The 25,853-nt window shown below is 66.3% G+C and carries 23 protein-coding genes and 2 pseudogenes; 15 read left to right on the top strand and 10 right to left on the bottom strand.

The features are described 5' to 3' along the window. Positions 1 to 83 precede the first annotated feature (83 nt). Positions 84 to 914 carry an alpha/beta fold hydrolase gene (locus LU688_RS13800; RefSeq protein ID WP_094012163.1) on the top strand — a complete coding sequence of 277 codons (831 nt, stop codon included), beginning with the start codon at positions 84 to 86 and terminating at the stop codon, positions 912 to 914. A 16-nt stretch (positions 915 to 930) separates the two neighbouring features. Here the strand turns inward: LU688_RS13800 and LU688_RS13795 are convergent, their stop codons facing one another. Further along, positions 931 to 1,080: a hypothetical protein gene (locus LU688_RS13795; RefSeq protein WP_201754883.1), complete on the bottom strand. Its 150-nt coding sequence runs from the start codon at positions 1,078 to 1,080 to the stop codon at positions 931 to 933. Positions 1,081 to 1,089: 9 nt separating this feature from the next. Next, positions 1,090 to 1,323 carry a PLD nuclease N-terminal domain-containing protein gene (locus LU688_RS13790; protein WP_094012162.1) on the bottom strand — a complete coding sequence of 78 codons (234 nt, stop codon included), beginning with the start codon at positions 1,321 to 1,323 and terminating at the stop codon, positions 1,090 to 1,092. Positions 1,324 to 1,506: 183 nt separating this feature from the next. On the opposite strand from LU688_RS13790, the gene LU688_RS13785 reads away from it, so the two are divergent. Beyond that, the gene (locus LU688_RS13785; protein WP_094012210.1) at positions 1,507 to 2,010 is read left to right on the top strand and encodes a CinA family protein; all 504 of its coding nucleotides are present in this window, start codon (positions 1,507 to 1,509) and stop codon (positions 2,008 to 2,010) included. Positions 2,011 to 2,044: 34 nt separating this feature from the next. Here LU688_RS13785 and LU688_RS13780 read toward each other — a convergent pair whose 3' ends face one another. Continuing rightward, a complete protein-coding gene (locus tag LU688_RS13780; RefSeq protein ID WP_094012161.1) occupies positions 2,045 to 2,509 on the bottom strand; it encodes a PA2171 family ribosome-binding persister protein in 465 nt (154 codons plus the stop codon). Positions 2,510 to 2,682: 173 nt separating this feature from the next. On the opposite strand from LU688_RS13780, the gene LU688_RS13775 reads away from it, so the two are divergent. From LU688_RS13775 to LU688_RS13745, 7 genes are all read left to right on the top strand, one after another. Beyond that, positions 2,683 to 3,693 carry a ligase-associated DNA damage response exonuclease gene (locus LU688_RS13775; RefSeq protein ID WP_094012160.1) on the top strand — a complete coding sequence of 337 codons (1,011 nt, stop codon included), beginning with the start codon at positions 2,683 to 2,685 and terminating at the stop codon, positions 3,691 to 3,693. After that, the gene (locus tag LU688_RS13770; RefSeq protein WP_094012159.1) at positions 3,693 to 5,348 is read left to right on the top strand and encodes an ATP-dependent DNA ligase; all 1,656 of its coding nucleotides are present in this window, start codon (positions 3,693 to 3,695) and stop codon (positions 5,346 to 5,348) included. Before LU688_RS13775 ends, LU688_RS13770 begins: the two co-directional genes overlap by 1 nt. After that, positions 5,345 to 7,942 (top strand): ligase-associated DNA damage response DEXH box helicase, encoded by a 2,598-nt coding sequence (locus LU688_RS13765; protein WP_232888223.1) that lies wholly within the window; start codon positions 5,345 to 5,347, stop codon positions 7,940 to 7,942. The genes LU688_RS13770 and LU688_RS13765 overlap by 4 nt, the downstream gene beginning before the upstream one ends. A 4-nt stretch (positions 7,943 to 7,946) precedes the next feature. Continuing rightward, positions 7,947 to 8,627: a ligase-associated DNA damage response endonuclease PdeM gene (pdeM, locus tag LU688_RS13760; protein WP_094012157.1), complete on the top strand. Its 681-nt coding sequence runs from the start codon at positions 7,947 to 7,949 to the stop codon at positions 8,625 to 8,627. A 366-nt stretch (positions 8,628 to 8,993) separates the two neighbouring features. Beyond that, positions 8,994 to 10,151 (top strand): cationic peptide resistance protein CprA, encoded by a 1,158-nt coding sequence (gene cprA / locus LU688_RS13755; protein ID WP_094012156.1) that lies wholly within the window; start codon positions 8,994 to 8,996, stop codon positions 10,149 to 10,151. Between the two features lie 267 nt (positions 10,152 to 10,418). After that, a complete protein-coding gene (locus LU688_RS13750; RefSeq protein ID WP_046855715.1) occupies positions 10,419 to 11,717 on the top strand; it encodes an NAD(P)/FAD-dependent oxidoreductase in 1,299 nt (432 codons plus the stop codon). 30 nt (positions 11,718 to 11,747) lie between these two features. Further along, positions 11,748 to 12,113 carry a cupin domain-containing protein gene (locus LU688_RS13745; RefSeq protein ID WP_023631207.1) on the top strand — a complete coding sequence of 122 codons (366 nt, stop codon included), beginning with the start codon at positions 11,748 to 11,750 and terminating at the stop codon, positions 12,111 to 12,113. A gap of 84 nt (positions 12,114 to 12,197) precedes the next feature. Here LU688_RS13745 and feaR read toward each other — a convergent pair whose 3' ends face one another. From feaR to LU688_RS13720, 5 genes and pseudogenes are all read right to left on the bottom strand, one after another. Further along, complete coding sequence (gene feaR / locus LU688_RS13740) at positions 12,198 to 13,163, bottom strand: transcriptional regulator FeaR (RefSeq protein ID WP_160290692.1); 966 nt, start codon at positions 13,161 to 13,163, stop codon at positions 12,198 to 12,200. 166 nt (positions 13,164 to 13,329) lie between these two features. Then, positions 13,330 to 13,892: pseudogene (locus LU688_RS13735) on the bottom strand (DUF3156 family protein). After that, on the bottom strand, positions 13,873 to 15,372 hold the full coding sequence (locus LU688_RS13730) for an APC family permease (RefSeq protein WP_023631204.1): 1,500 nt from the start codon (positions 15,370 to 15,372) through the stop codon (positions 13,873 to 13,875). The pseudogene LU688_RS13735 and the gene LU688_RS13730 overlap by 20 nt, the downstream one beginning before the upstream one ends. 224 nt (positions 15,373 to 15,596) lie before the next feature. Next, positions 15,597 to 16,106: pseudogene (locus tag LU688_RS13725) on the bottom strand (flavin reductase family protein); the annotation flags it as partial. 70 nt (positions 16,107 to 16,176) lie between these two features. Next, positions 16,177 to 17,346 carry a p-hydroxyphenylacetate 3-hydroxylase oxygenase component gene (locus tag LU688_RS13720; protein WP_232888224.1) on the bottom strand — a complete coding sequence of 390 codons (1,170 nt, stop codon included), beginning with the start codon at positions 17,344 to 17,346 and terminating at the stop codon, positions 16,177 to 16,179. Between the two features lie 243 nt (positions 17,347 to 17,589). Here LU688_RS13720 and LU688_RS13715 point away from each other — a divergent pair, with 243 nt between their 5' ends. The 5 genes from LU688_RS13715 (at position 17,590) to LU688_RS13695 (ending at position 23,017) form a co-directional block, all read left to right on the top strand. After that, positions 17,590 to 19,077, top strand: coding sequence for an aldehyde dehydrogenase family protein (locus tag LU688_RS13715; protein WP_038706080.1), 1,488 nt, complete (start codon positions 17,590 to 17,592; stop codon positions 19,075 to 19,077). A gap of 114 nt (positions 19,078 to 19,191) precedes the next feature. Continuing rightward, on the top strand, positions 19,192 to 20,010 hold the full coding sequence (locus LU688_RS13710; protein WP_038706079.1) for a molybdenum cofactor biosynthesis F family protein: 819 nt from the start codon (positions 19,192 to 19,194) through the stop codon (positions 20,008 to 20,010). Then, positions 20,007 to 20,798 carry an SDR family NAD(P)-dependent oxidoreductase gene (locus LU688_RS13705; protein WP_232888225.1) on the top strand — a complete coding sequence of 264 codons (792 nt, stop codon included), beginning with the start codon at positions 20,007 to 20,009 and terminating at the stop codon, positions 20,796 to 20,798. Before LU688_RS13710 ends, LU688_RS13705 begins: the two co-directional genes overlap by 4 nt. Next, positions 20,795 to 21,562, top strand: coding sequence for an SDR family oxidoreductase (locus LU688_RS13700; RefSeq protein ID WP_160290693.1), 768 nt, complete (start codon positions 20,795 to 20,797; stop codon positions 21,560 to 21,562). Before LU688_RS13705 ends, LU688_RS13700 begins: the two co-directional genes overlap by 4 nt. Positions 21,563 to 21,730: 168 nt before the next feature. Further along, a complete protein-coding gene (locus tag LU688_RS13695) occupies positions 21,731 to 23,017 on the top strand; it encodes an alginate export family protein (RefSeq protein WP_232888233.1) in 1,287 nt (428 codons plus the stop codon). Between the two features lie 78 nt (positions 23,018 to 23,095). Here LU688_RS13695 and LU688_RS13690 read toward each other — a convergent pair whose 3' ends face one another. Further along, positions 23,096 to 23,974 (bottom strand): Dyp-type peroxidase, encoded by an 879-nt coding sequence (locus LU688_RS13690; protein WP_094012150.1) that lies wholly within the window; start codon positions 23,972 to 23,974, stop codon positions 23,096 to 23,098. A gap of 173 nt (positions 23,975 to 24,147) precedes the next feature. Between LU688_RS13690 and LU688_RS13685 the strand changes: the two genes are divergently transcribed. Beyond that, positions 24,148 to 25,005, top strand: coding sequence for a bile acid:sodium symporter family protein (locus tag LU688_RS13685; protein WP_104443921.1), 858 nt, complete (start codon positions 24,148 to 24,150; stop codon positions 25,003 to 25,005). A 105-nt stretch (positions 25,006 to 25,110) separates the two neighbouring features. Here the strand turns inward: LU688_RS13685 and LU688_RS13680 are convergent, their stop codons facing one another. Further along, the gene (locus LU688_RS13680) at positions 25,111 to 25,797 is read right to left on the bottom strand and encodes an RHS repeat-associated core domain-containing protein (RefSeq protein ID WP_232888226.1); all 687 of its coding nucleotides are present in this window, start codon (positions 25,795 to 25,797) and stop codon (positions 25,111 to 25,113) included. Positions 25,798 to 25,853: the final 56 nt, after the last annotated feature.

Below are 25,853 nucleotides of genomic sequence, written 5' to 3'. Positions count from 1 at the left end.
GAGTTGTCCGGTGGCCAGTGAACCCTCAATGGCCCGCCTTCGCCGCAAAGCTCGTTCCACACCCTAGAATCAGGAGACGCGAAATGGCATACGTCACAACCCCGGAAGGACTCGAGATCTTCTACAAGGACTGGGGCCCCCGGGACGCCCAGGTGATATTCTTCCATCACGGCTGGCCGCTCAGCGCCGACGACTGGGACGCGCAACTGCTGTTCTTCGTCGCCGAAGGCTACCGCGTGGTCGCCCATGACCGCCGTGGCCATGGCCGTTCGAGCCAGGTCTGGGACGGCCACGACATGGACCACTACGCCGACGACGTGGCGGCGGTGGTCAAGCACCTGGGGGTCGAGGGGGCGTTCCATGTCGGGCACTCCACTGGCGGTGGCGAGGTGATCCACTACATGGCTCGCCATCCCGAGGACAAGGTGCCCAAGGCCGCCATCATCGCCGCCGTGCCGCCGTTGATGGTCCAGACCGACAGCAACCCCGGCGGGCTGCCCAAATCGGTGTTCGACGACCTCCAGGCCCAGCTCAAGGCCAACCGCGCGCAGTTCTACCAAGATATCCCGGCGGGGCCGTTCTACGGCTACAACCGTCCCGGTGCCAAGGCGGACCAGGGGGTGATCCTCAACTGGTGGCGCCAGGGCATGATGGGCGGCGCCCAGGCGCACTACGACGGCATCGTCGCGTTCTCCCAGACCGACTTCACCGAGTCGCTGAAAAAGGTAACGGTGCCGGTGCTGGTGATGCATGGCGACGATGACCAGATCGTGCCCTACGACAATTCGGGGCCGCTGTCGGCCAAATTGCTGGCCAAAGGCACCCTGAAGACCTACAAGGGCTACCCCCATGGCATGCCCACCACCCACGCTGACGTGATCAACCAAGACCTGCTCGCCTTCTTCCGTAGCTGACAGGCCGGGCCGGCGCTCAGCCCTGGCGCCGGCCCTTGCCGCGCGCGGTCTTCTGCGCCGTCGAGTCATGCCGGGTGCCGGTGGAGCCGTTTGGCCGATGGGCGTCGTTGTCGCGCTCGGCTTTGCCCGCAGATTCGCGCGGGCGACGATCCTCCTGCTGTTTCATGCGTTTCTCCTAACCTTTGCTGTGTTCGGGTGAAGTCGGTCCGGTGCCACGCTTGATGCCTCGCGGACCGGCGACACCCCAGATGGCCAGCCCGACCACGGGGAACACCACCAGCAGCAGCGACCACAAGACCTTCACGCCATCGGACCTGTCGCTGCGAAACACGCTGATGATCGCCCACAGGTCGACCAGCAGGAGGATCGCCACCAAGGCAATCCAGAAATACGTCACGGGGTCACTCATGATCGATCCTCTTCCTGACGCCGATCCGGAGATGGACACGGCGGCCTTGAACAGAGGAATTCCCGGGCGCCGACAAAGTTCAGCGCGGATCCCGCGCCGTAGATGGACGGGCGCCGCGCAGTGGCGCTGAACCAAACCGCAGGCGTAGGCGTCCATCACTCAACAGCTCAGTGAGTCATGCCGATGCGACAAGACCCGGTGCACGCCGCCCTCGCCTATCTCAAGCAGAATCACCTTCTACTGACCACCGCCGAATCCTGCACCGCAGGCGCCATGGTGGCGTTACTGGCCGGGGTGCCCGGCACCGGGGAGGTACTGGAGAGCGGCTACGTGGTCTACTCTGCGCACGCCAAGCAGCGGCTGCTCGGGGTCGACCCGCAGACCATCGAACGATTCGGCTTGACCAGCGAGGCGGTGGCCTGGGAAATGGCCCGCGGCGCACTGCGCGACAGCCAGGCCAGTGTCGCCATCGCCACCACCGGGGTTGCCGGCCCCTCCCCCGAATCCGGTGTATCCCCAGGCACCCTGTGTTTTGCCTGGGCCTTTGCCGGCGAACCGATGGCCGTGTTCACCTGCACCCAACGCTTCTTTGGCGAGCGCCCCGACGTGATGCGCCAAGGCGCGCTGCATGGCCTGGCGCGACTGGCGCATTACCACCAACGCTGGCTGCGCGGCGAGCGCGCTTGAGGACCTTCTGCAATGACCTCGCCCGGCACACGAGTCAGGCTGCGGAATGCCCGGCTCCGAGCAGTTTCTTGTGCGCCTGCATGGCCTGCCCCATGTCATCCAGCGCCTGTTTGCCGAGCAGTTTTCTTGCGGTCGGGAACAGCTCGCTCTCTTCTTCCTCGATATGGTGCTCGAGCAACTCCTTCATCACCTTGACCCGTCCGGCGAACTCGACCGTGTCGGTTGCTGTGCCGAGCAGGTCGGGCAGGACCAACGCGTCCACCGTGCGGTGTTCCTCCTTGGCCTCGTGGTACATTTTCTCCTCCTCCCGGCCACCGGCCTGCTTGATGGCCGGGTAGAGGATGCGCTCCTCGAGCTCGGTATGGACCTTCAACTCCTGCTCGATGCGCGCAAGCAGCTCACCACGCGTCTTCACCGCGCGCTCGGTGGTGGCCGACAGCTCGTCGAGCAGCTTTTTCACGGTCTTGTGGTCTTGTACCAGCAATTCGATTGCATTCATGGCGGGCCTCGTCGGTTATGAATTCAGCATTGCCTCCAGTGGAGCCACGCTTTGACGCGGTGTTCGACGGCGACGATGAACGGTTACGAAGCGGCAAAGTGACTGCAACGAACAATGAACCTGCCACGCCTTGCCAGGCTCTGAGCTGTTAACCCCCTCGGCCAAGGTGAGCCATGGAGCTGATCGTCGCGCGCCCCGAAGGGCTTTATTGCCCACCCGGTGATTTCTACATCGACCCCTGGCGGCCGGTCGACCGGGCGGTGATCACCCACGCCCACGGCGACCATGCCCGGCGCGGCAATCGCCACTACCTCGCCGCGACGCCCGGCGCCGGGATACTGCGCGCCCGCCTGGGCGAGGACATCGACCTGCAGACCCTGCCCTACGGCACGCCGCTGGAGCACCACGGCGTAACCCTGAGCTTTCACCCCGCCGGCCATGTGCTCGGCTCGGCCCAGGTACGCCTGGCATACCGCGGCGAGGTGTGGGTCGCCTCCGGCGACTACAAGGTCGGGCCGGACGGCACCTGCGAAGCCTTCGAACCGGTGCGCTGCCACACCTTCATCAGCGAATCGACCTTCGGCCTGCCGATCTACCGTTGGCAAGACCAGGCCTGCATTTTCGCCGACATCGACGCCTGGTGGCGCGCCAATGCCGCCGCCGGGCGTCCAAGCGTGCTGTTCGCCTATGCCTTCGGCAAGGCCCAGCGGATTCTCCATGGCATAGATGCCAGCATCGGCCCGGTGCTGGTGCACGGCGCGGTGGAGCCGCTGAACCAGGTCTACCGTGCCGCCGGTGTGCGCCTGCCGGAAACCCTGCCCGCCACGGCGACCAGCAAGGGCGACCCATTGCTGCGCCAGGCGCTGGTCCTCGCCCCGCCCTCGGCGGGGGGCAGCACCTGGATGCGCCGCTTCGGCGACTACAGTGACGCCTTCGCCAGCGGCTGGATGCTGCTGCGTGGGGCGCGGCGTCGGCGCGGCGTCGATCGCGGCTTCGTGCTCTCCGACCACGCCGACTGGCCCGGCCTGCTCTGGGCCATCGAGCAGAGCGGCGCCGAGCGGGTGATGGTCACTCACGGCCAGGTCAATGTGCTGGTTCGCTACCTGACCGAACGCGGCCTTGATGCCCGAGCCTTCCAGACCGAGTACGGCGAGGAAGACGATAGCCTGGAGCCGACCAACTGATGAGAGCCTTCGCCGAACTCTACGCCCGGCTCGATGCCACCACCTCGAGCAATGCCAAGCTTGCCGCGCTGCAGGACTACCTGGCCGACGCACCACCAGCCGATGCCGCCTGGGCGGTGTACTTCCTCGCTGGCGGGCGCCCCCGCCAAGTAGTGCCGACCCGTGTGCTGCGCGACCTCGCGATCCGCCTGTGCGGCCTGCCCGAGTGGTTGTTCGAGGAGAGCTACCAGGCCGTCGGCGATTTCGCCGAAACCCTTTCGCTGTTGCTGCCAGAGTCGACCCAGGTCGCGGATGAAAGTTTGCAGTGGTGGCTGGAGCAACTGCTGCCGTTGCGCGGCCTGCCCCCCGAGGAACTGGCGCCGCGTTTGCAGGCGCTGTGGACGCGGCTCGACCGGCAAAGCCTGATGGTCAGCCTCAAGCTGCTCACCGGTGGTTTTCGCGTCGGCGTCTCGAAGCTGCTGGTGACCCGCGCCCTGGCCGCGTTGGCCGGGGTCGACGCCAAGCGCGTGGCGCAGCGCATGGTCGGCTACACCGACCTTGCGCACCAGCCGACGCCCCAGCGCTACCTGGCGTTGATCGCCCAGGAGTCGGCCGAGGAACATGCCCAGCGCGGCGGCCAGCCCTACCCGTTCTTCCTGGCGCACCCGCTGCAGGAGCCGCTCGAGCGCTTCGACGCGGTGCTCGGCCCGCCCCAGCAGTGGCTGGTGGAATGGAAGTGGGACGGTATCCGCGCCCAGCTGGTGAAACGCGATGGGCGTGCCTGGCTGTGGTCGCGGGGGGAGGAGCTGATCACCGAGCGCTTTCCCGAGCTTGCGCAACTCGCCGCCGCGCTGCCCGACGGCACCGTGCTCGATGGCGAGCTGGTGATCTGGAAGGCGCCACCCGACAGCGACGAACAGGCATTTGGCGTCCAGCCGTTCGCCCTGCTGCAGCAACGCATCGGCCGCAAGACCTTGGGCAAGAAGCTGCTGGACGAGTTGCCGGCGGCGCTGCTGGCCTACGACCTGCTGGAGTGGCAAGGCGAAGACTGGCGCAGCCGCAGCCAGGACCAGCGTCGGGCACAGCTCGAGGCGCTGGTCGGTAGCATCGGCGATGCGCGCCTGCGCCTGTCGCCGCGCGTGACCGGCGACGACTGGCAGGCGCTCGCCCGCCAGCGCGAGGCCTCGCGCCAGCTGGGTGTCGAGGGCATGATGCTCAAGCGCCGTGACTCGCTGTACGGCGTGGGCCGTACCCGAGACCTGGGGCTGTGGTGGAAATGGAAGATCGACCCGTTCAGCATCGATGCGGTGCTGATCTATGCCCAGCGCGGCCATGGCCGGCGTGCCAGCCTGTACAGCGACTACACCTTCGCGGTATGGGACGATAGTGCCCCCGGCGAGCGGGTGCTGGTGCCCTTCGCCAAGGCCTACTCCGGCCTCACCGACGAAGAGATGCGCAAGGTCGACGCCATCGTGCGCAGGACCACGGTGGACAAGTTCGGCCCGGTACGCAGCGTCACGCCGACCCTGGTGTTCGAACTGGGCTTCGAAGGCATCGCCCTGTCCAAGCGCCACAAGAGCGGCATCGCGGTGCGCTTTCCACGCATGCTGCGCTGGCGTACCGACAAGACCATCGAGCAGGCCGACACGCTGGCCACCTTGCAGGGGCTGCTGTGACAGTCAAGCGCCGCCAGCCCTCCAGCCGCTGGTTCGCCGAGCGCGGCTGGAAGCCGTTCAGCTTCCAGAAGGCCGTCTGGCAAGCCGTGGCCGACGGCGAATCGGGGCTGCTGCACGCCGCCACCGGCGCCGGCAAGACCTATGCGGTGTGGTTCGCCGCGCTGGATCGTTTCGCCGGTCAGTGTGCCTCCCTGCCCACGCCCGCACGTCGCGGCAAGCCTGCCATGGCGCCGCTGACCGTGCTGTGGATCACCCCCATGCGTGCCCTGGCCACCGACACGGCCAGGGCGCTGCAGGCCCCCCTGGATGACCTGGGGATCGCCTGGAGCATCGGCCTGCGCACTGGTGACACCGGCAGCGCCGAACGCGCCCGCCAGGCACGGCGCCTGCCCAGCGCCCTGGTCACCACACCGGAAAGCCTGACCCTGCTGCTGACCCAGGCCAATGCGCGCGAGGCGTTCGCCGGCCTGCGCATGCTGGTGGTGGACGAATGGCACGAGTTGCTCGGCAACAAACGGGGCGTGCAGTTGCAACTGGTCCTCGCCCGCCTGCGCTCTTGGCAGCCGTCGCTTATGGTCTGGGCGCTTTCGGCCACGCTGGGCAACCTGGAACATGCCCGGCAAGTGCTGATGCCGGCGGGCCGCCTGGTGCAGGGGCATGACGCCAAGGACCTGCGCATCGACACCTTGCTGCCGGCCGCCATCGAACGCTTCCCCTGGGCCGGGCACCTGGGCCTGCGCATGCTCGGGCAAGTCGTCGAACAACTGGAGGGCAGCGCCACCACGCTGGTGTTCACCAACACCCGCTCGCAGGCGGAGACCTGGTACCAGGCACTGCTGCAGGCGCGGCCCGACTGGGCCGGGCTGCTGGCACTGCACCATGGCTCGCTGTCACGCGAGGTGCGCGACTGGGTGGAGCTGGCCTTGAAGAAAGGCCAGCTGAAGGCAGTGGTGTGCACTTCAAGCCTGGACCTTGGCGTGGACTTCCTGCCCGTGGAGCGTGTACTGCAGGTCGGTTCGGCCAAGGGGGTGGCGCGCCTGATGCAGCGCGCCGGGCGCTCCGGCCACGCCCCGGGCCGGCCCTCGCGTGCCACGCTGGTACCGACCCACAGCCTTGAGCTGCTGGAGGCGGCGGCGGCACGCAGGGCGGTGGCGCAAGGCAAGGTCGAGGCGCGCCAGGCCCCCGAGCGGCCACTGGATGTGCTGGTCCAGCACCTGGTGAGCATGGCCCTCGGCGATGGCTTTGATGCCCAGGACATGCTCGCCGAAGTGCGCAGCGCCTGGTCGTACCGCGACCTGAGCGAGACGCAATGGGCATGGGCTCTGGCGTTCATCCGCCACGGCGGTCTCTCGCTCACGGCCTACCCCGATTTCCGCCGCGCCGAGCCGGACGCCGAAGGCCGCTGGCGGGTGCCCGACGCACGCCTGGCACGCCGTCACCGCATGAGCATCGGCACCCTGGTCAGCGATGCCAGCCTGACAGTGAAGTTCTGGGCCCGCGGCGGCAGCGGATCGCTGGGCAGCGTCGAGGAAGGCTTCATCGCCCGCCTGCGCCCGGGCGACCACTTCCTGTTCGCTGGCCGCACGCTTGAGCTGGTGGAAGTGCGCGACATGACCGTCTACGTGCGCCGCGCCAGCGACCGCAAGGCCGCGATCCCGCGCTGGAACGGCGGGCGCATGCCGCTCTCGGGCGAACTGGCCGAAGCGATGCTGGCCGAGCTGGACGCGGCGGACCAAGGGATGTACCAAGGCCCGGAAATGCGCCTGCTGCGCCCGTTGCTGGAGGTGCAGAAAGCCTGGTCGGCGCTGCCTGGCAAAAACGTCCTGCTGGCCGAGACCCTGAAGTCCCGCGAGGGCTGGCACCTGTTTCTCTATCCCTTCGCCGGGCGCTCGGTGCACTTGGGCCTGGCCAGCTTGCTGGCCTGGCGCCTGGCCCGGGATACGCCGCTGAGTTTCTCCATCGCGGTCAACGACTACGGCCTGGAACTGCTGTGCGCCAGCGCCATCGACTACGCCGGTGCCCTGACCCCGGCGCTGTTCGACAGCCAAGACCTGCTGCCCGAGGTACTGGCCAGCCTCAATGCCGGCGAGCTGGCGCGCCGGCGCTTTCGCGAGATCGCCCGGATCGCCGGGCTGGTGTTCACCGGCTACCCCGGTGCGCCGAAGAGCACGCGCCAGTTGCAGGCTTCCAGCGGGCTGTACTTCGATGTGTTCAGGCAGCACGACCCGGACAACCTGCTGCTGACCCAGGCCCGCCAGGAGGTGCTGAGCCAGGAACTGGATGTGCAACGCCTGCGCCAGACCCTGCAGCGCTTGCAGCCTCTGCCGCTGCAACTGCGGAGCATCAGGCGCGCCACACCGTTCGCCTTTCCGCTGATGGTCGAGCGCTTTCGCGAGAGCCTCAGCTCGGAAAAACTCGCCGACCGGATCCGGCGCATGGTCAGCGACCTGGAGCAGGCCGCAGGTGCCGGGGCCCAGGAGCCTGCGCCGCTGACCACGCTGATGGTCGAGGATGACACGCGTGAACCTGGCCGCGCGCGCAAGGCCAGGCGCAGCAAGGACGGCCGGCCACGCCCGGCCAGGCAGCGGTCCTGAGGCCATGGCCAGCCCCCCTCCTTCGCACATCAGCGTAAAGGTGGCCGGCACCGAACTCTGCCTGCTGGCGGAAAAAGCCCTATGGTGGCCAGAGCGGCGGACCCTGCTGATCGCCGACCTGCATCTGGGCAAGGCCGCCGGCTACCGGGCACTGGGCCAGCCGGTGCCCAGTGGCACCACCGCCTGCAACCTGCAGCGCCTGGATGCCCTGCTGCAGCGCTTTGCCTGCCAGCACCTGGTATTTCTCGGCGACTTCCTGCACAGCGCCAAAGGCAGGACCCCGCAAACCCTGGCGGCCCTTGCCGAGTGGCGCACCCGCCATGCGGCGCTGCCCATCACTTTGGTGCGTGGCAACCATGACCGGCATGCCGGTGATCCGCCGGCCGGGCTGGGCATCGAGGTGGTGGCCGAGCCGCTGGCGCTCGGCCCGTTCGCCCTGCACCACGAGCCCTGCACGCACCCGCAGCGGCATGTACTGGCGGGCCATGTGCATCCGGCGTACCGCCTGCGCGGCCGTGGCCGCCAACAGGTGCGCCTGCCCTGTTTCCTGGTCGGCGAGCACCTGACCTTGTTGCCGTCGTTCGGCAGCTTCACCGGCGCGATGACGCTGCAGCCGGGAACGGGTCAGCGGGTCTATGTCATCGGTGATGGAGGGATCTGGGAAGTGCCCGAACAATTGAAGTGATACGAACAATTAACCGCATGCAAATTTAAATATATTTACACATTCGATACAGCTGCTTACATCTGCTCATGGCCCATTAAAATTGTTTCACCAAAAACCTGCATAACCGTGCCAACAGTTAATTGAAATAACCCTCGCCCCGCCAGACAATAACTCGCCGCCCTGCTCTTCGCCGCTATCTGCCTGCGCGGTGCAGGGCCATGATTCCCATGCGACGCGCTTTCCGAGGTGATATCGGCTCACGCCATGTTTATCAAAAACCCAATAGCTCCGGACTTGAATTAGTCGCACGAGCAAACTTTTCACGTAACTTTCACACCCATTCCAAAGAATGAAGCACTGGCAAATTACTTGCCGAGGAAACCTATGAACACCCCCGCCATTCATACGCCCACCCTCCCGTGTCCAGCCCAGGAGCGTATTCTGCTGACCGGTGCCACAGGTTTTCTCGGTGGCGCCGTCGCCGCACAGATGATCGCCGAAGGGCATGCCGAGGCCCTGTGCTTCCTCGTTCGCGCCGACAACCCGGCGCAGGGCCTGCAACGCCTGCGCGACAACCTGCGCCAGCACGGTGTCGGCGACAGCCAGAGCCAGGCCCTGAGCGAAGCGCAGATCCTCTGCGGCGACTTCCTCGACACTGCCTGGCTGGCTCGCGAGACCCCGCGCCTGATGCAGGTCGACCGGGTGATCAACTGCGCCGCCGTGGCCTCGTTCTCGAAGAACCCCAATATCTGGCCGGTAAACGTCGAGGGCACCTACGCCTTTGCCCAGGTGCTGAGCCGCTCAAGTCGTCTCAAGCGTTTCCTCCACGTCGGCACCGCCATGTGCTGCGGCCCGCAGCGCGAGTCGCCGATCAGCGAATCGTGGGAGTTCCCCGAGGCCGCGCAGCAACTGGTGGACTACACCGCCTCGAAGGCAGAGATCGAACGGCGCATGCGTGAAGAGCTGCCCAGCCTGCCGCTGGTGGTGGCGCGGCCATCCATCGTGGTCGGCCACCGCAGCCTCGGCTGCCAGGCCTCGGGCAGCATCTTCTGGGTGTTCCGCATGGGCTTCGCCCTGGAAAGCTTCACCTGCGGCCTGGACGAGCAGATCGACGTGATCCCGGTGGACTACTGCGCCGAGGCGCTGATCGGCCTGGCGCTCAAGCCACTCCTGGGTCATGACCTCTACCATATCTCCGCCGGCCATCATTCGGCCTGCACTTTCGCCGAGATCGACCAGGCCTTCGCCTTGGCCAATGGCGCGGAGCCGGTGGGCGAGCGCTATCGCAAGGTCGAGGCGGACGACCTCAAATCGCTCGCCAGCCATTTCGAAACCCGCATCGGCCCGGCCAACCCACGGCTGGTGCTGCGCGCACTGCGCCTGTACAGCGGCTTCGCCGACCTCAACTACCTGTTCGACAACAGCCGCCTGCTGGAAGAAGGCATTGCCATGCCGCCACGCTTCACCGACTACCTGGACGTCTGCGTCAAGTCGTCCAGCGGTGTGAGCATCGCCACGCAGATGCAGTGGGATTTCAAGTAAGCGCCATTTGGCGTCTACAGGCAAGCAACCACAGAGGGTGATTTACTTAACATATTCATGAGGCGCATGATCACCACTTCTCCCGTGGAGGTCATGCTGCCGCCGTATGCCTACGGTGTTGGACGCGATGGACAACTTGGCAGCCTGAAGCAAAACCCTGGCAGTCCCAGGCAAGACACCTACCTGTCGTTAGGTGCTCAATACCTGCAACCGCCAGCGCTTGTGCAAGCCGTGCTGTCCAATAATTCCAACTGTCCAGGCTGCGCCATGATCAACATCGAAACGCCGACGTACTACACCGCCACCAAGAAGTACAACCTCAGCTTCCCCACCCTGGAAAGCGACATCGAAGCCGATGTCGTGGTGATCGGCGGCGGTTTCTCGGGCATCAACACCGCCCTGGAACTGGCCGAGCAAGGCATCACCAATGTCGTCGTGCTCGAGGCCCGCTACCTGGGCTTCGGCGGCACCGGGCGCAATGGCGGGCAGATCATGGCCGGCATCGGCCACGACCTGGAGAAGATCAAGAGCAGTGTGGGCGATCAAGGCCTGCGCGAGATCTTCGAGATCAGCGAGCTGGGCGCCGGCATCATCAAGGCGCGCATCGCCCGCTACCAGATCGACGCCGACTTCTGCCACGGCTACGGCTACATGGGCTTCAACGCCCGCCAGGAAAAGACCCTGCGCGCTTGGGAGAAAGACTTCAAAGCCATCAACGGCAAGGACGAGATCCGCTTCCTCGGCGGCTCGGAGGTCAGGCAGATCATCGGCTCCGACGCCTACAGCAGCGCCCTGCTGCACATGGGCGGAGGCCACGTGCATTCGCTGAACCTGCTGCTTGGCGAGGCCCAGGCCCTGGTCGGCCACGGTGCGCGGATCTTTGAGCACAGCCCGGCGCTGGAGGTGCACTACGGCGAGCGCATCACCGTGCGCACCGGGCGCGGCTCGGTCAAGGCCAGCAAGCTGCTGTGGGCCTGCGACAGTTTCCTCAACAAGCTCGAACCCGAACTGCATGCGCGCACCGTCAACACCTATGCCTTCCAGTTGATGACCGAGCCACTATCGGACGAGCTCATCCAGCGCATCAGCCCGATCCGCGGCGCCTACAGCGATATCCGCCCGGTGATCGACTACTACCGCGTCACCCGCGAGAACCGCCTGCTGTTCGGTGCCGCCACGCCGTTCGTGGAGCACATCCCCAAGGACCTCAAGGCCTGGAATCGCAACCTGATGCTGAAGATCTTCCCCTACCTCAAGGACGTGCGCATCGACCTGGCCTGGGGCGGACCGATGGCCACCAGCGCCAACCTGTTCCCGCAGATCGGCACCCTGAGCAACCGCCCCAACGCGTTCTACGTGCAGGGCTACTCGGGCTTTGGCGTCACCCCCAGTCACATCATCTGCAAGATCCTCGCCGAGGGCATGAGCGAAGGCTCGGCCCGCTACGACCTGATCAGTTCGGTCAAGCACGCGCGCATCCTCGGCAAGGACCATATCCGCCCTCTGCTGCTGACCGCAGGCAAGACCGTGCATCAGCTGTCGGGCTTCTTCAACGGCCGCCGTTGATTCCTTTTGAACAAGACCAGGAGAACCACCATGACCCTCACCGCCGTCCGCCAGGGTGTGCAGCTGTCCGAACTCGACGCCTGGGGCACCGTTGCCGACCTTGGCTCGACCATCCTCGAAGGCGAGGTCAAGTGCTACGGCAAGATGACCCACGGCGCCCCGACCGACCCGGTCAGCAGTGCCTATTTCGGCACCACCCAGGGCAAGTTCCGCATGGTCTATCCGTTCAGCGAGCAGGCGGTGATCGTGACCGGCGAGATTCAGCTGACCGATGAATCCACCGGGCAGGTGACGCGCTACAAAGCGGGTGATGCCTGGTTCGTGACCAAGGGCACGCCGGTGCTGTGGGAGGTGCTGAGCGAGACCTTTGTGAAGCATTACCTTGCGCTAGCCTGATTACATCCTCGCGACCGCTTCGCCGGCAAGCTGGCTTCCACAGGGAACGCATAACCTGTGGGAGCCGGCTTGCCGGCGATGCTTTTAGCGCCCTGCCGTCAACGCCATGGCCCTGAAATCCTTCGGCGACTGTTCGAACTGCTTCTTGAACGCCCGGCTGAAATGCGCCGAGTCGGTGAAGCCCCACTTGTAGGCGATCGAGGTGATCGACTCGCGCTTGAGGAACGGGTTGGACAGATCATCGGCGCTGCGCTTGAGCCGCGAGCGCTGGATATACCGACACACGCTATCGCCCTCCTCTTCGAACAACCGGTACAGGTGGCGCACCGAAATGCTCAGGCGCTCCGCCAGGTTCGCCGGGGTCAACCCAGGCTGGCCCAGCGACTCGTCGATGACCTTCTGCACATAGCCGCGCAGGCTGACACCGCCGAGCCCGGCCAGCGAGCCGGGGTTGTCAGCAGCGTGCTCGAAGCCCGGCTCCAGCAGGGCGATGAACGCGGCCTGCAGCGCCTCGCCCTGGGTTGCCCCGGCCTCGTCGCCTTCACGGCACAGCTGGTCCATCAGCAGGTGCAGCATGCGCCCGCAGGCGTTGGTCGAAGAGATCTTGCCGAAGGTCGCGCCCTGCTTCGCAAGATGCTTGCGCACCTGCTCGCGGGACAGTGACAGCGAAATATGCTCGATCAGGCCGAATGGAGTGATCTCGCACGGGCCCACCGAATCCATCAACAGCAGCTCGCCTGGCGAAAGCTGGATGCTCGCGCCGCCCTGGGTGATTTGCGAGTAGCCCATGCGCTGGCTGACCAGGAAGCAATGCTGGTCGTCGTCACGGTCGGGGTTGTCGCCCAGGCGGCGGATATTGCCAGCGTTGGTGCGCAGGTTTGCCAGGGCCAGACCGGCGCGGTTGAAGGTGGTGATCTCGCCGATGAACAGCGAGCGGTTGAAGGCAAGTTCGGTCTGGAACTGGCCGCAGACTTTCTGCATGGCCGTCGTCCAGCGCTCCAGGCCGTCCTGGGCCGGGCTTGCGCTGTGCACTGAAGCGGGCTGGGGCATGGCGACCTCCACAGCAACGGTTGTTGTTATGGAGCAATTGTTAACATGTTATCAATGAACGTACAACTGTCATCTCTTGCAGGAGCGGCTTCAGCCGCGATGCAGGTGTCGCGGTGCCTGGCACCCGCTTTGCGGGTGATCGCGGCTAAAGCCGCTCCTACAGGACTCAGAGGTCGCGCAGGGTGTACGCCAACCCGTCGAACGCCAGCCAGAGATGGTGGCGCTGTTCGGTTGTGAGGGGAATGTAACGGCGCAGCGCCGGCATCCGGTTGACCACCTCGCTGGCGCCCATGTGCTCCAGGGTCACCCGCCACTGGCCGTCATTGCAGTCGATGGCCAATCGCTTGAAGTCCAAGGGCATCAGGACGGTCTGCACCTCTGCCAGGCGCGCCTCGAGCGCTTTGAACAATAGCGGATCACCGCCGCGCAGGCGACAGCCCAGCCCGCTGCGCCGCAGCATGCCGGTGTGGTGCAGTTCGGCACGCAGCGTGCCCTGGCCATGGCTGGCACGCGCAGGATGAATTCGCACATCACCAGGTGCATCAGCAGGTGGCTTTCGGTGCGCTCACGCACCTCGATACGCGGACCATCCTCGCGGTAGGTAAAGGATGCTGCGGATTGCAAATCCGCCAATCCGAGGTTGCGCCCCAGACGCGCCAGGGTCGCCCCAGGCCGATACCCTGCCGGAGCGCGTGGCCCGCTCAGGCGCTCAAGCCAGCTTGCCGACATGGCGCACCTGCTCGCTATGAGGTTGACCGGGCTCAGCGGCGAATTCCTTCTCCAGCACATCCTCGACCCTGGCAGGCCGGAACGGGTTGACCTTCTGCACGCACAACGTCCAGAACAGCGCGTAGACGGCGGTGGCGCCAAGCATCACGGCGAACGGCACATACACATCGGCCGGGTTCATGCCCGGCGGGGTGATGAACCACATGCCCAGCAGGATGCCGATGCTGGAGACGATCTGCGGCAGCGGGAACAGCGGCGAGCGATAGGCCCGCGGCAGGTCCGGGCGACGGATGCGCAGGATCACCACCGACAGGGTCACCAGCAGGTACGCGGTGCTCCAGGCGCATACCGCCGCCAACACCAGGTGCAGAATGTTGTCGGTGTTGCCCCCCAGGTACCAGGCATGCAGGCAGGGGATCAGCGCCACTACCAGGATGCACAGCAGCGGGGTCTTGAAGCGCGGGTGCAGGTAGGTGAACACCTTGGGCAATGCCCCATCCACCGCCATGCCGTAGAGAATCCGCGGCACCCCGGCCATCAGCGTGTTGATGGTGGCAGCGCCGGCGAAGAGGAAGCCGATGCCCAGCCACACCGGGCCGATATCGCCCATCACCTGCTCGGCGAAACGCGGGATGGCCATGGGGGTGTCCAGCAGGTGCACGCCGCTGGCGGCATCGAGCACCACGTTTTCCACCTGCCGCTTCATCGCCGCGCCATAGATGAACATGCAACTGGCCACGCCGAACAACCCCAGCGCCATGGCCTTGGGCATCACCCAGGCCGAACGGCGCAATTCCGGGGCCAAGGGGGTGACGAACTCGCAACCGACGAACATGAACATGGCCATGCCCACCAGCGACAGGATGGTCATCAGGTCGGTGCCGACCAGCGACACGCCGAACGGCCCTTCCAGCTCGACGGCGGGCGCGGCGATCAGGCCGAGCACGCCGAACACCATCAGCGTGGTCCACATGCCGAAGGTCAGCACCACCTCGGCGCGACCGAAGGCGCTCACGCCAAAGGCGTTGAGCACGCCGAACACCAGCACGAAACCCACCCCCAGCAGCCAGGAGCCGCCGGCCGACTCGGCCAGGGTGTTGAGATGTTCGAAGTTCACCAGGGCCATGACCCCGGAAAGGATGGTCTCGGCGGTGCCGGCGAATACATGCACGATCAGGTACGCCGACAGGGTGCCGGTGATGGCGAAGAAGCGGCCCAGGCCGCAGTTGATGTAGTCGTAGACGGAGCCGGTGGTGGGCAGGATCGCCGCCGCCTCGGCGAAGGTGGTCGATTGCGCCAGCATCATCACTGCGGCGATCAGCATGGCCACGGCGAAGGCGCTGCCGCCGATGCCGAACCCCATGGTCGCGGTGAGGATCACCGGGCTGGCCATGATCAGGCCGACGGTGCTGGCCAGCGCGGTGGGGAAGCCGACGCTGCCGCGGTTCAGGTGCTCGGTGAGCTTATTATTGGTTGTCATGGGTGGGCCCTGGGTGGACGAGAGAAAGATGACCGCTTACCCGGCGCGCCGCAAGTGCTGGCGTGCGCCGGGTCTGCCCCGTCACTTTGCGGCCTCCACCCAGGCAGGTCTTGCCACTGCCTGCCGCTAACCTTGATCCGTGTTGCCAGGTGCCAGGCGATAGCCTTGCAGCGCTCGATTTCACAGGCACTGCAACACTGGCGTCGAACACCTCGACGCAGTTACCCCTGCACGCAGCGATCCATCAGCTCATGCGGCAGGACCCTGGAATAGGCGCCTTGGTGATAGAGCAGCGGCGGCCCCCCGAGGTCGTCGAAGGCTAGCACCCGGCCAATGAGAATCCAGTGGTCACCGCCATCGATCTGCTGGAACTTTTCGCAGCGAAAACGCGCCGAGCAACCTCGCAACAATGGCGCGCCGCCCTCGCCGGTCTCGTGCTCTATTCCGGCAAAGCGGTCTTCGCTGGGGCGGGCGAAGGTGTTGGACAGGTCGACCTGGTCGGCTGCCAGCACATTCACGGCAAAGTGCCCGGCAGCCTCGAACACCGCATGGCTGCTGGAGCGCTTGTCGATGCTCCAGAGCACCAGCGGAGGTTCGAGGGAAACCGAATTGAAGCTGTTGGCGGTGACCCCGACCTTGCGCCCCGAGGGGTCGCTGGCGGTGATCACGGTTACGCCGGTGGCGAAGTTGCCCAGGGCGCGGCGAAAGGCGCGGCTATCGAAGGGAATGGACATGCAAGGCTCCATCATGGTTGTTGGGCTGGGTCGCACCCACAGTGCTCCAGCGATGTTCATCGGTTGAAGCTCAGGTCATCGCCGGATCCGGCTCCAGCCCCATCAGCTCGCGGCCAAGGATCTGCGCGCAGACGTCATAGTCGGTGTAGGCATGCGCCCCGGTCATGTGCGCATCGCGGAACAGCCGCTGCAGCTCGTTACCCTCAAACCAGGCGCCACCACCGGCCGCCTCCATCAGCCGATCCACGGCCTGGATGCACAGCTTGACCGCGTAGCCCTGGTTGGTGCGCCAGTAGGCCAGCTCCGTGCGCGTCGGGTACTGACGGCGGGTGCTGTACTCGGCGATCTGCTCCCAGCTTTTTTCCAGCAGCGCCCGCGCCGCGGCCACCTGGTGGGTGGACTCGGCCAGGCGCATCAGCGCCGGGGTGGCCGCGCCGACGGCAGCGCCGGTATAGGCGCGTACGCGGTTGCGGGTCTTGTCCCTGAAGACCTCGAGCATGCGCTCGGCGATGCCCAGGCTGACCGTGGAGAAGCCGCTGGCGAAGTACGGTCGGTACGGGTTGAAGTAGATCGCACTGTCCGGGTACAGCCCGAAGCCCGCCGACTGGACCTCCATCATGTCCCGGGCCTTCTGGATGCGGTGTTCGGGCACGAAGGCGCGCTCGACGATCAGCGTGCGGCTACCACTGGCGCGCATGCCGGCGGCAAACCAGTCGTCGCGGATCTGGTAGTCGCTGCGCGGCAGCACGGCGAAGCAGTAGTCCTGGCCGCCTTCAGGGTTGCTCCGGCGAAAGCCCATGATCGCCCACTCGGCGTGGTCGCAGCCGCTGCTCCAGCCCATCTCGCCACTGAACAGCACGCCGCCCTCGACTTCCTCGGTACGCCCGAACGGGGCGATGCTGCTACTGGCGGTGGCGTCCGGATCGTGGCCCCAGATCTCGTCCTGCAGGCGTGCCGGGAACATCGCCAGCTGGTGGCTGTGGGTGCACAGCAGGCTCATCGCCCAGGCGGTGCTGGCACAGGCGCCGGCCAGCGCGGCGATGCATTCGGCGAACTGCGGCAGGCTGATTTCCAGGCCGCCGTAATGTCTGGGCAGGAATGCCTTGTGCAGGCCGATGGCCTTGAGCGCGGCGATGTTTTCGGCGGGCACGCTGCGCTCGCGCTCGGCCTGGTCGGCGCGGGCGGCGATGTCCGGCAACAGGGGCTTGAGGTCTTCGAGCAGGGAGTTTGGCTTTTTCATGGTCTGGCTCATTGTTATTGGACCCTGGCGAACGGTGCCTGGAAGCGGGCGTTCGCTGATGAATGCCGGGTCAGTATGGGAGCGGTGGACGAGGCGGAAAATGCAACTTCCGCACCTCGGATTGCACTTTTCATGGGCCTGGCAGGCTGCGTCATGGTGGCTGGCATGGGCAGACAAGAACGCCGGTTTGCCGCGCTCTAACCTGCGCAAATCGGGCCGCTGCGGCCCATCCGGAGCCCTGTCATGAGCGATATCCCCCTCCTCCCCAGCGTCAGCGCCTTCCTCGCCCGTGACCACGGCCTGTACATCCACGGCGCAACGGTGACCAGCCAATCCGGTGCCCGCATCACCGTGCACAACCCGGCCAACGGCGAAGCCATCGCCCAGGTCGCCGACGCCAACCTGGCCGATGTCGAGCGCGCCGTCGCATCGTCACGTCAGGGGTTTGCCAGCTGGTCGCGCACCAGTCCCGCCGCCCGCGCCACAGTGCTGTTGCGCCTGGCCGACCTGCTGGAGGCCAACCGCGAGGAGCTGGCCCAGCTGGAAACCCTGCAATCGGGCAAGCTGATCGGCATCGCCCGCGCCTTCGAGGTGGAGCAGGCCGCGCACTTCCTGCGCTATTACGCCGGCTGGGCCACCAAGATCACCGGCCAGACCATCACCCCATCGCTGCCCTCCTTCGCCGGCGAGCGCTACAGCGCCTTTACCCTGCGCGAGCCGGTGGGGGTGGTGGTGGGCATCGTGCCGTGGAACTTCGCCACCATGATCGCCCTGTGGAAGCTGGCCTCGGCATTGACCACCGGCTGCAGCATCGTGCTCAAGCCCAGCGAGTTCACCCCGCTGACCCTGCTGCGCATCGCCGAACTGGCCAGCGAGGCCGGCCTGCCTCCGGGCGCCCTCAACGTACTGACCGGCGGTGGCCAGGTGGGCAAGGCGCTGGTCGAGCACCCAGGCACCGACAAGGTGTCGTTCACCGGCTCAGTGCCCACCGGCATCGCCGTCGGCCAGGCGGCCATGGGCGCCCGGCTGACCCGGGCTACCCTGGAACTGGGCGGCAAGAACGCCGTGGCGTTCCTGCCCGATGTCGTCGTCGACAAGGCGGTGGACGGCATCATCGAGGCCGGCTTCCTGCATTCCGGGCAGATCTGCGCCGCAGGTGAGCGTTTCTACGTGCACCGCTCACGCCTTGACCCGTTGCTCGAGGCCCTGTCCCAACGCCTGGGCCAACTGAAGATAGGTTCGCCCCTGGACGAAACCACCCAGTTCGGCCCTGTAGCCAACAAACCGCACCAGCAGAAGCTTGGCGAGCTGTTCGCCACCGCCCGCGCCGAAGGTAACCGCATCGTCCATGGCGGCCGCCTTGGCGAAGGCCCGGGCTGCTTCGTCGAGCCCACTGTCATTCTCGCCAACAGCGCGAGCGACACCCTGCTCAACCAGGAAACCTTCGGCCCGGTGGCGACCTTCCTGCCCTATGACCATGAGGACGAACTGATCCACCTGATGAACGCCTCGCCCTACGGCCTGAGCGCAAGCCTGTGGACCAACGACCTGGGCAAGGCCATGCGCCTGATCCCGGAAATCCAGGCCGGTACCCTGTGGGTCAACATGCACACCCTGCTCGACCCGGCGGTGCCGTTCGGCGGCATCAAGGCGTCCGGCATCGGCCGCGAGTTCGGCTCGGCCTTCATCGACGACTTCACGGAGCTGAAGTCGGTGATGATCCGCTACTGACCATCACCAGCGCCAACCACGACCTAGGCCGCTACTGCCTGCAGGTGCCCGGCGTAGCTGGCGGCGTTCTACCGCGTAAATGCCGGGCAGCATCCCAACACAGGAGTCAACGACATGCCGAAGCAAACCGACTGGATCACCGTGGGCGCCCTCGCCGAAGGCTTCGCACCCGAGGCCTTCATCCTGCCGCAACTGGCCGACCTGTCCGGGCGCTCGCTCACCCTGCACTTCGCCAATGGCTGGATCATCGAGCACCGCTTCGACAGCGAGCGCCTGCACTGGCACGCGGCGGACGGCCACAGCAGCGGCAGCGCCGACTACCGAGCCACTTCGGTGCGCCCCGGTATCTACCTGGTCGACTTCATCAAGCACGAGGCCGGCCAGGCCTGGTCGGTGTCGCTGGTGCTCGACACTCTCGAGCAGGCCTTCACCGCCGTGCTCGGCCGCCTGCCCGACCAGGCCCGCACCCAGCGCGGCTTGTACGCCCTGGCCTTGGCCGGCGAAGCACTGACCGGCGTCGAAGCCAGCTTCCTGCACGGCAGCATCGACCGCCCCTGGCAGGCTGGCGCCTGCCCCCACGCGCCGACCACCGAGCTGGTTGGCCTGCGTAACCACTACCGCTACAGCCCCACCGAGGAGTACGAGCACATCTACCTCAATGCCGACTACTACAGCTGGCAGTGCCTCAAGGGTGTCGAACAGGGCCTGTGCGACACCGACCGGGCGTACTACTACAAGATCGCCGAGCAGCTGTACCTGTTCGTCTGGTGCGAGAAGATCGTGCCCACCCTGGGCCTGGTGATGATCGACCTGGCGCGGCACCGCAGCGACGGCAAGATCTTCGGCTACCAGGGCGGCGGCTTCGATGCGCTGGCCAACTTCCCGGTGTCGTCCCACTGCCGGGTGCTCAACCGCACGGAGCATGCGCAGTGAGCCGCAGCGTGCTGGTCACCGGGGCCGGCAGCGGCATCGGAGAAGCCTGCGCCCTGCGCCTGGCCCGCCAGGGCTGGCAGGTGGCACTGGTGGGCCGCCGCCGTGAGGTACTGGAGCGCGTCGCGCAGCAGTGCGATGGCCTGGTGCTGGCCGGCGATGCCGCGGACAGTGGCAACTGGGTGGGGTTCATCGAGCAGGTACGCGCGCGGTTCGGCGGCCTCGATGCGGTGATAGCCTGCGCTGGCGGCCACGGCTTGGGCGCGGCCGAGCAGACCAGCGACAGCGCCTGGCGCGAGGCTATGCGCAGCAACCTCGACAGCGCCTTCCACACCGCCCGGGCGTGCCTGCCGTTGCTGCGCGAGCGGCGTGGCAGCCTGGTGCTGCTGGGCTCCATCGCCGCGCTGGGCGCCGGGCCCGAGGTGTGCGGCTACACCACCGCCAAGCATGCCCTGGTCGGACTAACCCGCTCACTGGCCCGCGACTACGGACCGTTCGGCGTGCGAGTCAACTGCGTCTGCCCGGGCTGGGTGCGCACGCCCATGGCGGATAAGGAAATGCAGGCGTTGATGGACCACCACCAGGAGGACCTTGATGCCGCCTACCGCCGGGTCACCGCCGACGTACCGCTGCGCCGCCCGGCCAGCAGTGATGAAATAGCCGCCGTGTGCCAGTTCCTGGTCGGCGCCGAGGCCAGCATCGTCACCGGCGCGGTGATCGCCGCCGACGGCGGCTCGACCGTGGTCGATGTGCCGACCCTGGCCTTCACCCACCTGGAGCCGTCGGCATGAACGCGCGCTACGACTTTGAGGGTCGCACCGTGCTGGTCACCGGCGCGGCGGGCGGGATCGGTCAGGCCATCGTCGAGGGTTTCGCCCGAGGCGGTGCCCAGGTGATGGCCGTGGATCTCGATTCGCCAGCACTTGAGCGCCTGATGGAGGCACAACGGGTCCTGGGTCACGACGTGCGGGGGGAAACGCTGGACCTGGCCGACCCCGTTGCGATCGACACCTTGCTAGCCAAGCTGGAACGCCTGGATGTGCTGGTGCACAACGCCGCGTACTTCCCGCTTACCACGTTCGCCGAGATCGACCCGGCGCTGCTGCAACGGACCCTGGCGGTGAACCTGGGGGCGTTGTTCTGGCTCACCCAAGGCGCCTTGCCGCTATTCCGCCGCCAAGGTGGCGGCTGCGTGCTGGCTACCTCCTCGGTGACCGGCCCGCGGGTGGCCTATCCGGGCCTGAGCCATTACGCCGCGTCCAAGGCCGGGGTCAACGGCTTCATCCGCAACGCCGCACTGGAACTGGCGCAGTTCAATGTACGGGTCAACGGCGTGGAACCGGGGATGGTGCGCACCCCGGCCATGGGCAACCTCGGCGATACCCAGTTAAACGCCCGGATCGCCGCGGGCGTGCCCTTGGGGCGACTGGGGGAACCCGCCGATATCGCTGCCGCGATGCTGTTCCTGGCCTCCGACGCCGCCCGCTACATCACCGGCCAGACCCTTGTGGTCGACGGTGGCGCCACCCTGCCGGAGACCGCCGCGCGCCTGTGATGGCGGCGACATGCAAGAGCGCTGGCAGCCACGGGCAAGACCACCGCCAGCGTTCCACGCGCTAATAGCCCGTCACCTTTCGACACTGCCTCCACAACAACGCGGCACTCAAGACCGCACACAAAAAACGAGGATCGATCCATGCGTCTCACTCCACGTCGCACCGCAATGGCCACGGCACTGACCCTGCTGGTCCATGGCCAGGCCAGCCCGGCCTACGAACTGTATGCCGACGACGACAGCCACCTGAACGCCGATCTGCTCGCGGTCTGGGGCATGTTCAACAGCCGCCACAACTACGATGGCACCCCCGGTGGCTCGACATGGCGCGAAGGTTTCATCAAGTACGGCCTCAGCGGCGACCAGGGCCTGGCCGGCAACGGCAGCCTGTATGGCGCCCTCAACTGGGTCAGCTCAGGCGCCTGGGGCGACGGCGACGCCGGCGGCAACCAGGACGGCTCCGAACGCACCACCAAGATCGAGGACGCCTACCTGGGCTGGCGCTCGGGCGACCTGTTCCCGTTGCTGGGCAAGGATGGCGTGGACCTGTCCGGCGGCCGCCAGGTGATCCGCCTGGGCAGCGGCTTCCTGATCAACGACGACGGCCCCAACCTGGGCAAGGGCCCGGCCGACGGCCAGCTCAACCGTGGCGGCGGCTTCTATCTGGGCGCGCGCCACGCCTTCGACCGCACCGCGGTGCTGCGCCTGGGCGGCCAGGAGGGGCTGCATGGCAGTGTGCTGTGGCTCAAGTCCGACAACCGCGCACAGGCCGAAACCGAGCTGGCGGCCGGCACCCTGGACTACACCCATGACCTGGGTACCCTGGGCCTGACCTATATCCACGGCATCGACGTGACCGACCAGTGGGCCAGCGAGTTCCAGAAGGCCCGCGAAGGCATGGATGTATACAGCCTGCGGGGTGAAGGCAGTGCGGGCCTGGCGAACACCCGGCTGGCCTTCGAATATGCCTGGCAGGACAAGCGCGGCGGGCATGAGACGGCCTGGTACGGCGAAGCGGCCTACACCTTCGCCGACACCCCTTGGGCGCCGCAGCTGACCTACCGCTACACCCGCTACTCCGCAGGCTGGGACCTGCTGTTCACAGGGCTTTCCAGCGGCTATGGCACCTGGATCCAGGGCGAGGTCGCCGGCAACTACGCCGGGCCTTTCAACACCAACAGCGGCATCCACCATGTCGGTCTGAAGGCCACGCCACGGGACAATCTGACCCTCGGCGCGCTGTTCTTCGACTTCGACACAGTGCGTAGCCGCGACACCTTGAACCTCGATGCGCAGGAGCTGGACCTGTATGTGGAATGGGCGGTCAACGAGCACCTGATCGTCACCCCGCTGCTGGGGCTGTTCAAACCGCGCAAGGATGAAAGCAATGGCGGCAACCAGGTGGGCAGCGGGACCAACGTCTACAGCCAGCTGACGGTGGCGGTGCCGTTCTGAGTCATCGCGGGGCAAGCCCACGCTGATGGGCATCAGGCCCGAGACGTGGAAGCAGGCTTGCCCCGCGATGAGGACCTGTCAGCCCAGCAACAGACGCAGGTCTGCGCCCTGCTCACCCAGCGGCGGGCACCAGTAATACCCGCCACTCAACGGCCGGCTGAAGCGGTACAGGCCATCGACCACGCCATCCTCCAGCCCGCTCATGCGCCGCAGCTGCACCTCGAAGGCGTCCAGCGAGAAGCCCAGGGCGACGAACGCCAGGCCCGCGCCGCGCTCATCGGTCCAGGCCACCGAGCGCCGCACCACGAACGCTTCGGGCGCGAAGCTCTCCTGGGCGGTGCGCTTGACGTGGGCGGATTCGGGCGCGTCGTCGAGCTCTTCGTTGTCGCTCAGGCGGCGACCGATGATGTTGTCCTGCTCGGCCTGGGGCAGCGACTTGAAGTAGCCCAGGTCGTGCTTCCACAGCTGGAAGGCGGCGAAGCTCGAACCCGACAGGCCGGGGATGTCGCCCGGCACAATGGCGGCGGCGACGGCGTCTGCGTCCACCGGGTTCTCGGTGCCGTCTTCGTAGCCGGTCAGGTCATGGCCGCCGCGGTGCAGGAAGCCGTCGACGCTGTCGACCAGGCGCAGGGCCGGCGCCAGCGTCTGCTGCAGTGCCTGGGCGCGCAGGAACAGCTCGCCGCGCTCGGCACCGCGCAGCCACAGCCACAGGGCGTGCTGGGTCGCCGGGTTCTCCACCACCGCGTCCAGTTGCGGGAAACTGCGCAGGCCCGGCACCTCACGACCCAGGGCCTTGGCCAGCGGCGCGCCGACGGCCAGGATCAGGCTGTGGCCATCGACTTGCGGCAACAGTTGGTCAAGAACGGCGGGCAGCGCTTCCAGGGAATCGAGGGCAAAGAACAGGTGACGGGCGTGGGCCGGCACCGGGGTGGCAAGCAGACCTTGCTGGAACGGCATGACGGGCTAATCCTCGGCAAAAGCGCGAATGCTACTGCCACAGGCCCGGCATCGCAACGCGACATGGCGTCATCAGGCCAGTAACAAACGGTTACCAAGATCGTCCAGACACGATTAGCTATCATTGCGCACCCACCTACACTCCTCGGGATCCTTCGCCCAAGAGACCGCCCATGACCGCCTCCCCCTTGCTCACCGCCCTCCTGCCGCTGGCCCTGGGCATCATCATGCTCGGCCTGGGGCTTTCGCTGACCCTCGCCGACTTCGCCCGGGTGGTGAAGTACCCCAAGCCGGTGGTGATCGGCCTGGCCTGCCAGATCCTGCTGCTGCCACTGGTGTGCTTCCTGATAGCCAACGGCTTTGGCCTTGAGTCGGCATTGGCGGTGGGCCTGATGCTGCTGGCCGCCTCGCCCGGCGGCACCACGGCCAACCTGTTCAGCCACCTGGCCCACGGCGACGTGGCGCTGAACATCACCCTCACCGCGGTCAACTCGCTGATCGCCATCCTCACCATGCCGCTGCTGGTGAACCTGTCGCTGATGTGGTTCATGGCATCGGACCAGGCCATTCCCCTGCAATTCGCCAAGGTCATGCAGGTGTTCGCCATCGTCCTGCTGCCGGTGGCCCTGGGCATGCTGATCCGTTACTGGGCGCCGCGCTTCTCCGCGCGAATGCAGAAGCCGATGAAGATCGTCGCGGCGCTGTTCCTGGCTTTCACCATCGTCCTGGCCCTGGCCAAGGACTGGCAGACCGTAGTCGAGTACGCGCCGATCGTCGGTGGCGCCGCGTTGCTGTTCAACCTGCTCAGCCTTGGCGTGGGTTACTGGGTGCCACGCCTGTTGAACATCCCGAAACGCCAGGCGATCGCCATCGGCATGGAGATCGGCATCCACAACGGCACCCTGGCCATCGCGCTGGCCCTGAGCCCGTCGCTGCTGAACAACGCGACCATGGCGGTGCCGGCGGCGATCTACAGCCTGATCATGTTCTTCACCGCGGCGGGGTTCGGCTGGTGGGTCAGCCGCGGGTAAGCACTGGAGAACGTGGCAGAGCAGCCATCGTGAGTCGAGCGCTGCCCTGCGCCTTCTGCAGCTGGAGGTCGAAGGTTTCCTCTCCAGGTCGGAGTGCTCTCCGTTTTATGTACTGTCGCCCCGTAGCTTGTTGCGTGTGTCTGACGGCGACTGGCCGTCAGCTGGGCCGTTAGGTGCACCAGCGTGGGGGGCGGCAGGCACGGAAGGGGCCGTCACTTGGTCTGGCACGGACGGTGTTGGGCGCAGCCAGTCATATACCCAATAGACGGGAGCAACAGGCCCGTACTTGATTGCCATCTTGCCGGTTTGCTTGACTACAGCCCACCGGTTCGACCAGGTCGGTTTTTTGAGCACCTCTACAAACAGTTTTGCAAAGGTGGTGGCATCCTCGACCAGCGCCAGTTTTTTGCGTACGAATTTCTTCACTAACAGCCATCCGCCAGTCGGGTTACGCTTTTTCCCAGGCGCATGCCCCGAAGGGTCGACGCTGTTGATCGGGTCACCCGCACAGTAAGCATAGGCGTTCAAACCACCCTCACCAAACGGGCTCAAGCCGTCTGGCGAGGTGAAGCGCAGCAGTGTCGGACTGTATGTCCGATAGCCATTACCCAGCAGATAGTTGCCGGACAACTTCTCTGGGGCCTGGCCATTGAAGCGCAGGAACGGACTGACCGGCCGAGTCCTGGCATCATGGCCGTGCACGGTATAGGCCAGCACCGACTGACCTGTTTCACCTTGGGCGCGCAACACCGAGCCATGGGCATCCGTGTACAGCAATCGAGAGTGGGGCACGGCCTGTCCTCTGCCGGAAAGCCACAGCGTCCTGCTTCTGGCGACCGACCACAACT

Origin of the sequence: Pseudomonas soli (assembly GCF_021283165.2) — a bacterium.
GTDB lineage: Bacteria > Pseudomonadota > Gammaproteobacteria > Pseudomonadales > Pseudomonadaceae > Aquipseudomonas > Aquipseudomonas soli.
This window is presented reverse-complemented; position numbering and strand designations above follow the sequence as displayed.

Coding starts and splice junctions, on each gene's coding strand:
- LU688_RS13770 (WP_094012159.1), top strand. CDS start 3,693: ATGAGAGCCTTCGCCGAACTCTACGCCCGGCTCGATGCCACCACCTCG.
- LU688_RS13795 (WP_201754883.1), bottom strand. CDS start 1,080: ATGAAACAGCAGGAGGATCGTCGCCCGCGCGAATCTGCGGGCAAAGCC.
- LU688_RS13750 (WP_046855715.1), top strand. CDS start 10,419: ATGATCAACATCGAAACGCCGACGTACTACACCGCCACCAAGAAGTAC.
- LU688_RS13730 (WP_023631204.1), bottom strand. CDS start 15,372: ATGACAACCAATAATAAGCTCACCGAGCACCTGAACCGCGGCAGCGTC.
- LU688_RS13715 (WP_038706080.1), top strand. CDS start 17,590: ATGAGCGATATCCCCCTCCTCCCCAGCGTCAGCGCCTTCCTCGCCCGT.
- LU688_RS13800 (WP_094012163.1), top strand. CDS start 84: ATGGCATACGTCACAACCCCGGAAGGACTCGAGATCTTCTACAAGGAC.
- pdeM (WP_094012157.1), top strand. CDS start 7,947: ATGGCCAGCCCCCCTCCTTCGCACATCAGCGTAAAGGTGGCCGGCACC.
- LU688_RS13785 (WP_094012210.1), top strand. CDS start 1,507: ATGCGACAAGACCCGGTGCACGCCGCCCTCGCCTATCTCAAGCAGAAT.
- LU688_RS13720 (WP_232888224.1), bottom strand. CDS start 17,346: ATGAAAAAGCCAAACTCCCTGCTCGAAGACCTCAAGCCCCTGTTGCCG.
- LU688_RS13775 (WP_094012160.1), top strand. CDS start 2,683: ATGGAGCTGATCGTCGCGCGCCCCGAAGGGCTTTATTGCCCACCCGGT.
- LU688_RS13685 (WP_104443921.1), top strand. CDS start 24,148: ATGACCGCCTCCCCCTTGCTCACCGCCCTCCTGCCGCTGGCCCTGGGC.
- feaR (WP_160290692.1), bottom strand. CDS start 13,163: ATGCCCCAGCCCGCTTCAGTGCACAGCGCAAGCCCGGCCCAGGACGGC.
- LU688_RS13790 (WP_094012162.1), bottom strand. CDS start 1,323: ATGAGTGACCCCGTGACGTATTTCTGGATTGCCTTGGTGGCGATCCTC.
- LU688_RS13710 (WP_038706079.1), top strand. CDS start 19,192: ATGCCGAAGCAAACCGACTGGATCACCGTGGGCGCCCTCGCCGAAGGC.
- LU688_RS13745 (WP_023631207.1), top strand. CDS start 11,748: ATGACCCTCACCGCCGTCCGCCAGGGTGTGCAGCTGTCCGAACTCGAC.
- LU688_RS13700 (WP_160290693.1), top strand. CDS start 20,795: ATGAACGCGCGCTACGACTTTGAGGGTCGCACCGTGCTGGTCACCGGC.
- LU688_RS13780 (WP_094012161.1), bottom strand. CDS start 2,509: ATGAATGCAATCGAATTGCTGGTACAAGACCACAAGACCGTGAAAAAG.
- LU688_RS13695 (WP_232888233.1), top strand. CDS start 21,731: ATGGCCACGGCACTGACCCTGCTGGTCCATGGCCAGGCCAGCCCGGCC.
- LU688_RS13690 (WP_094012150.1), bottom strand. CDS start 23,974: ATGCCGTTCCAGCAAGGTCTGCTTGCCACCCCGGTGCCGGCCCACGCC.
- cprA (WP_094012156.1), top strand. CDS start 8,994: ATGAACACCCCCGCCATTCATACGCCCACCCTCCCGTGTCCAGCCCAG.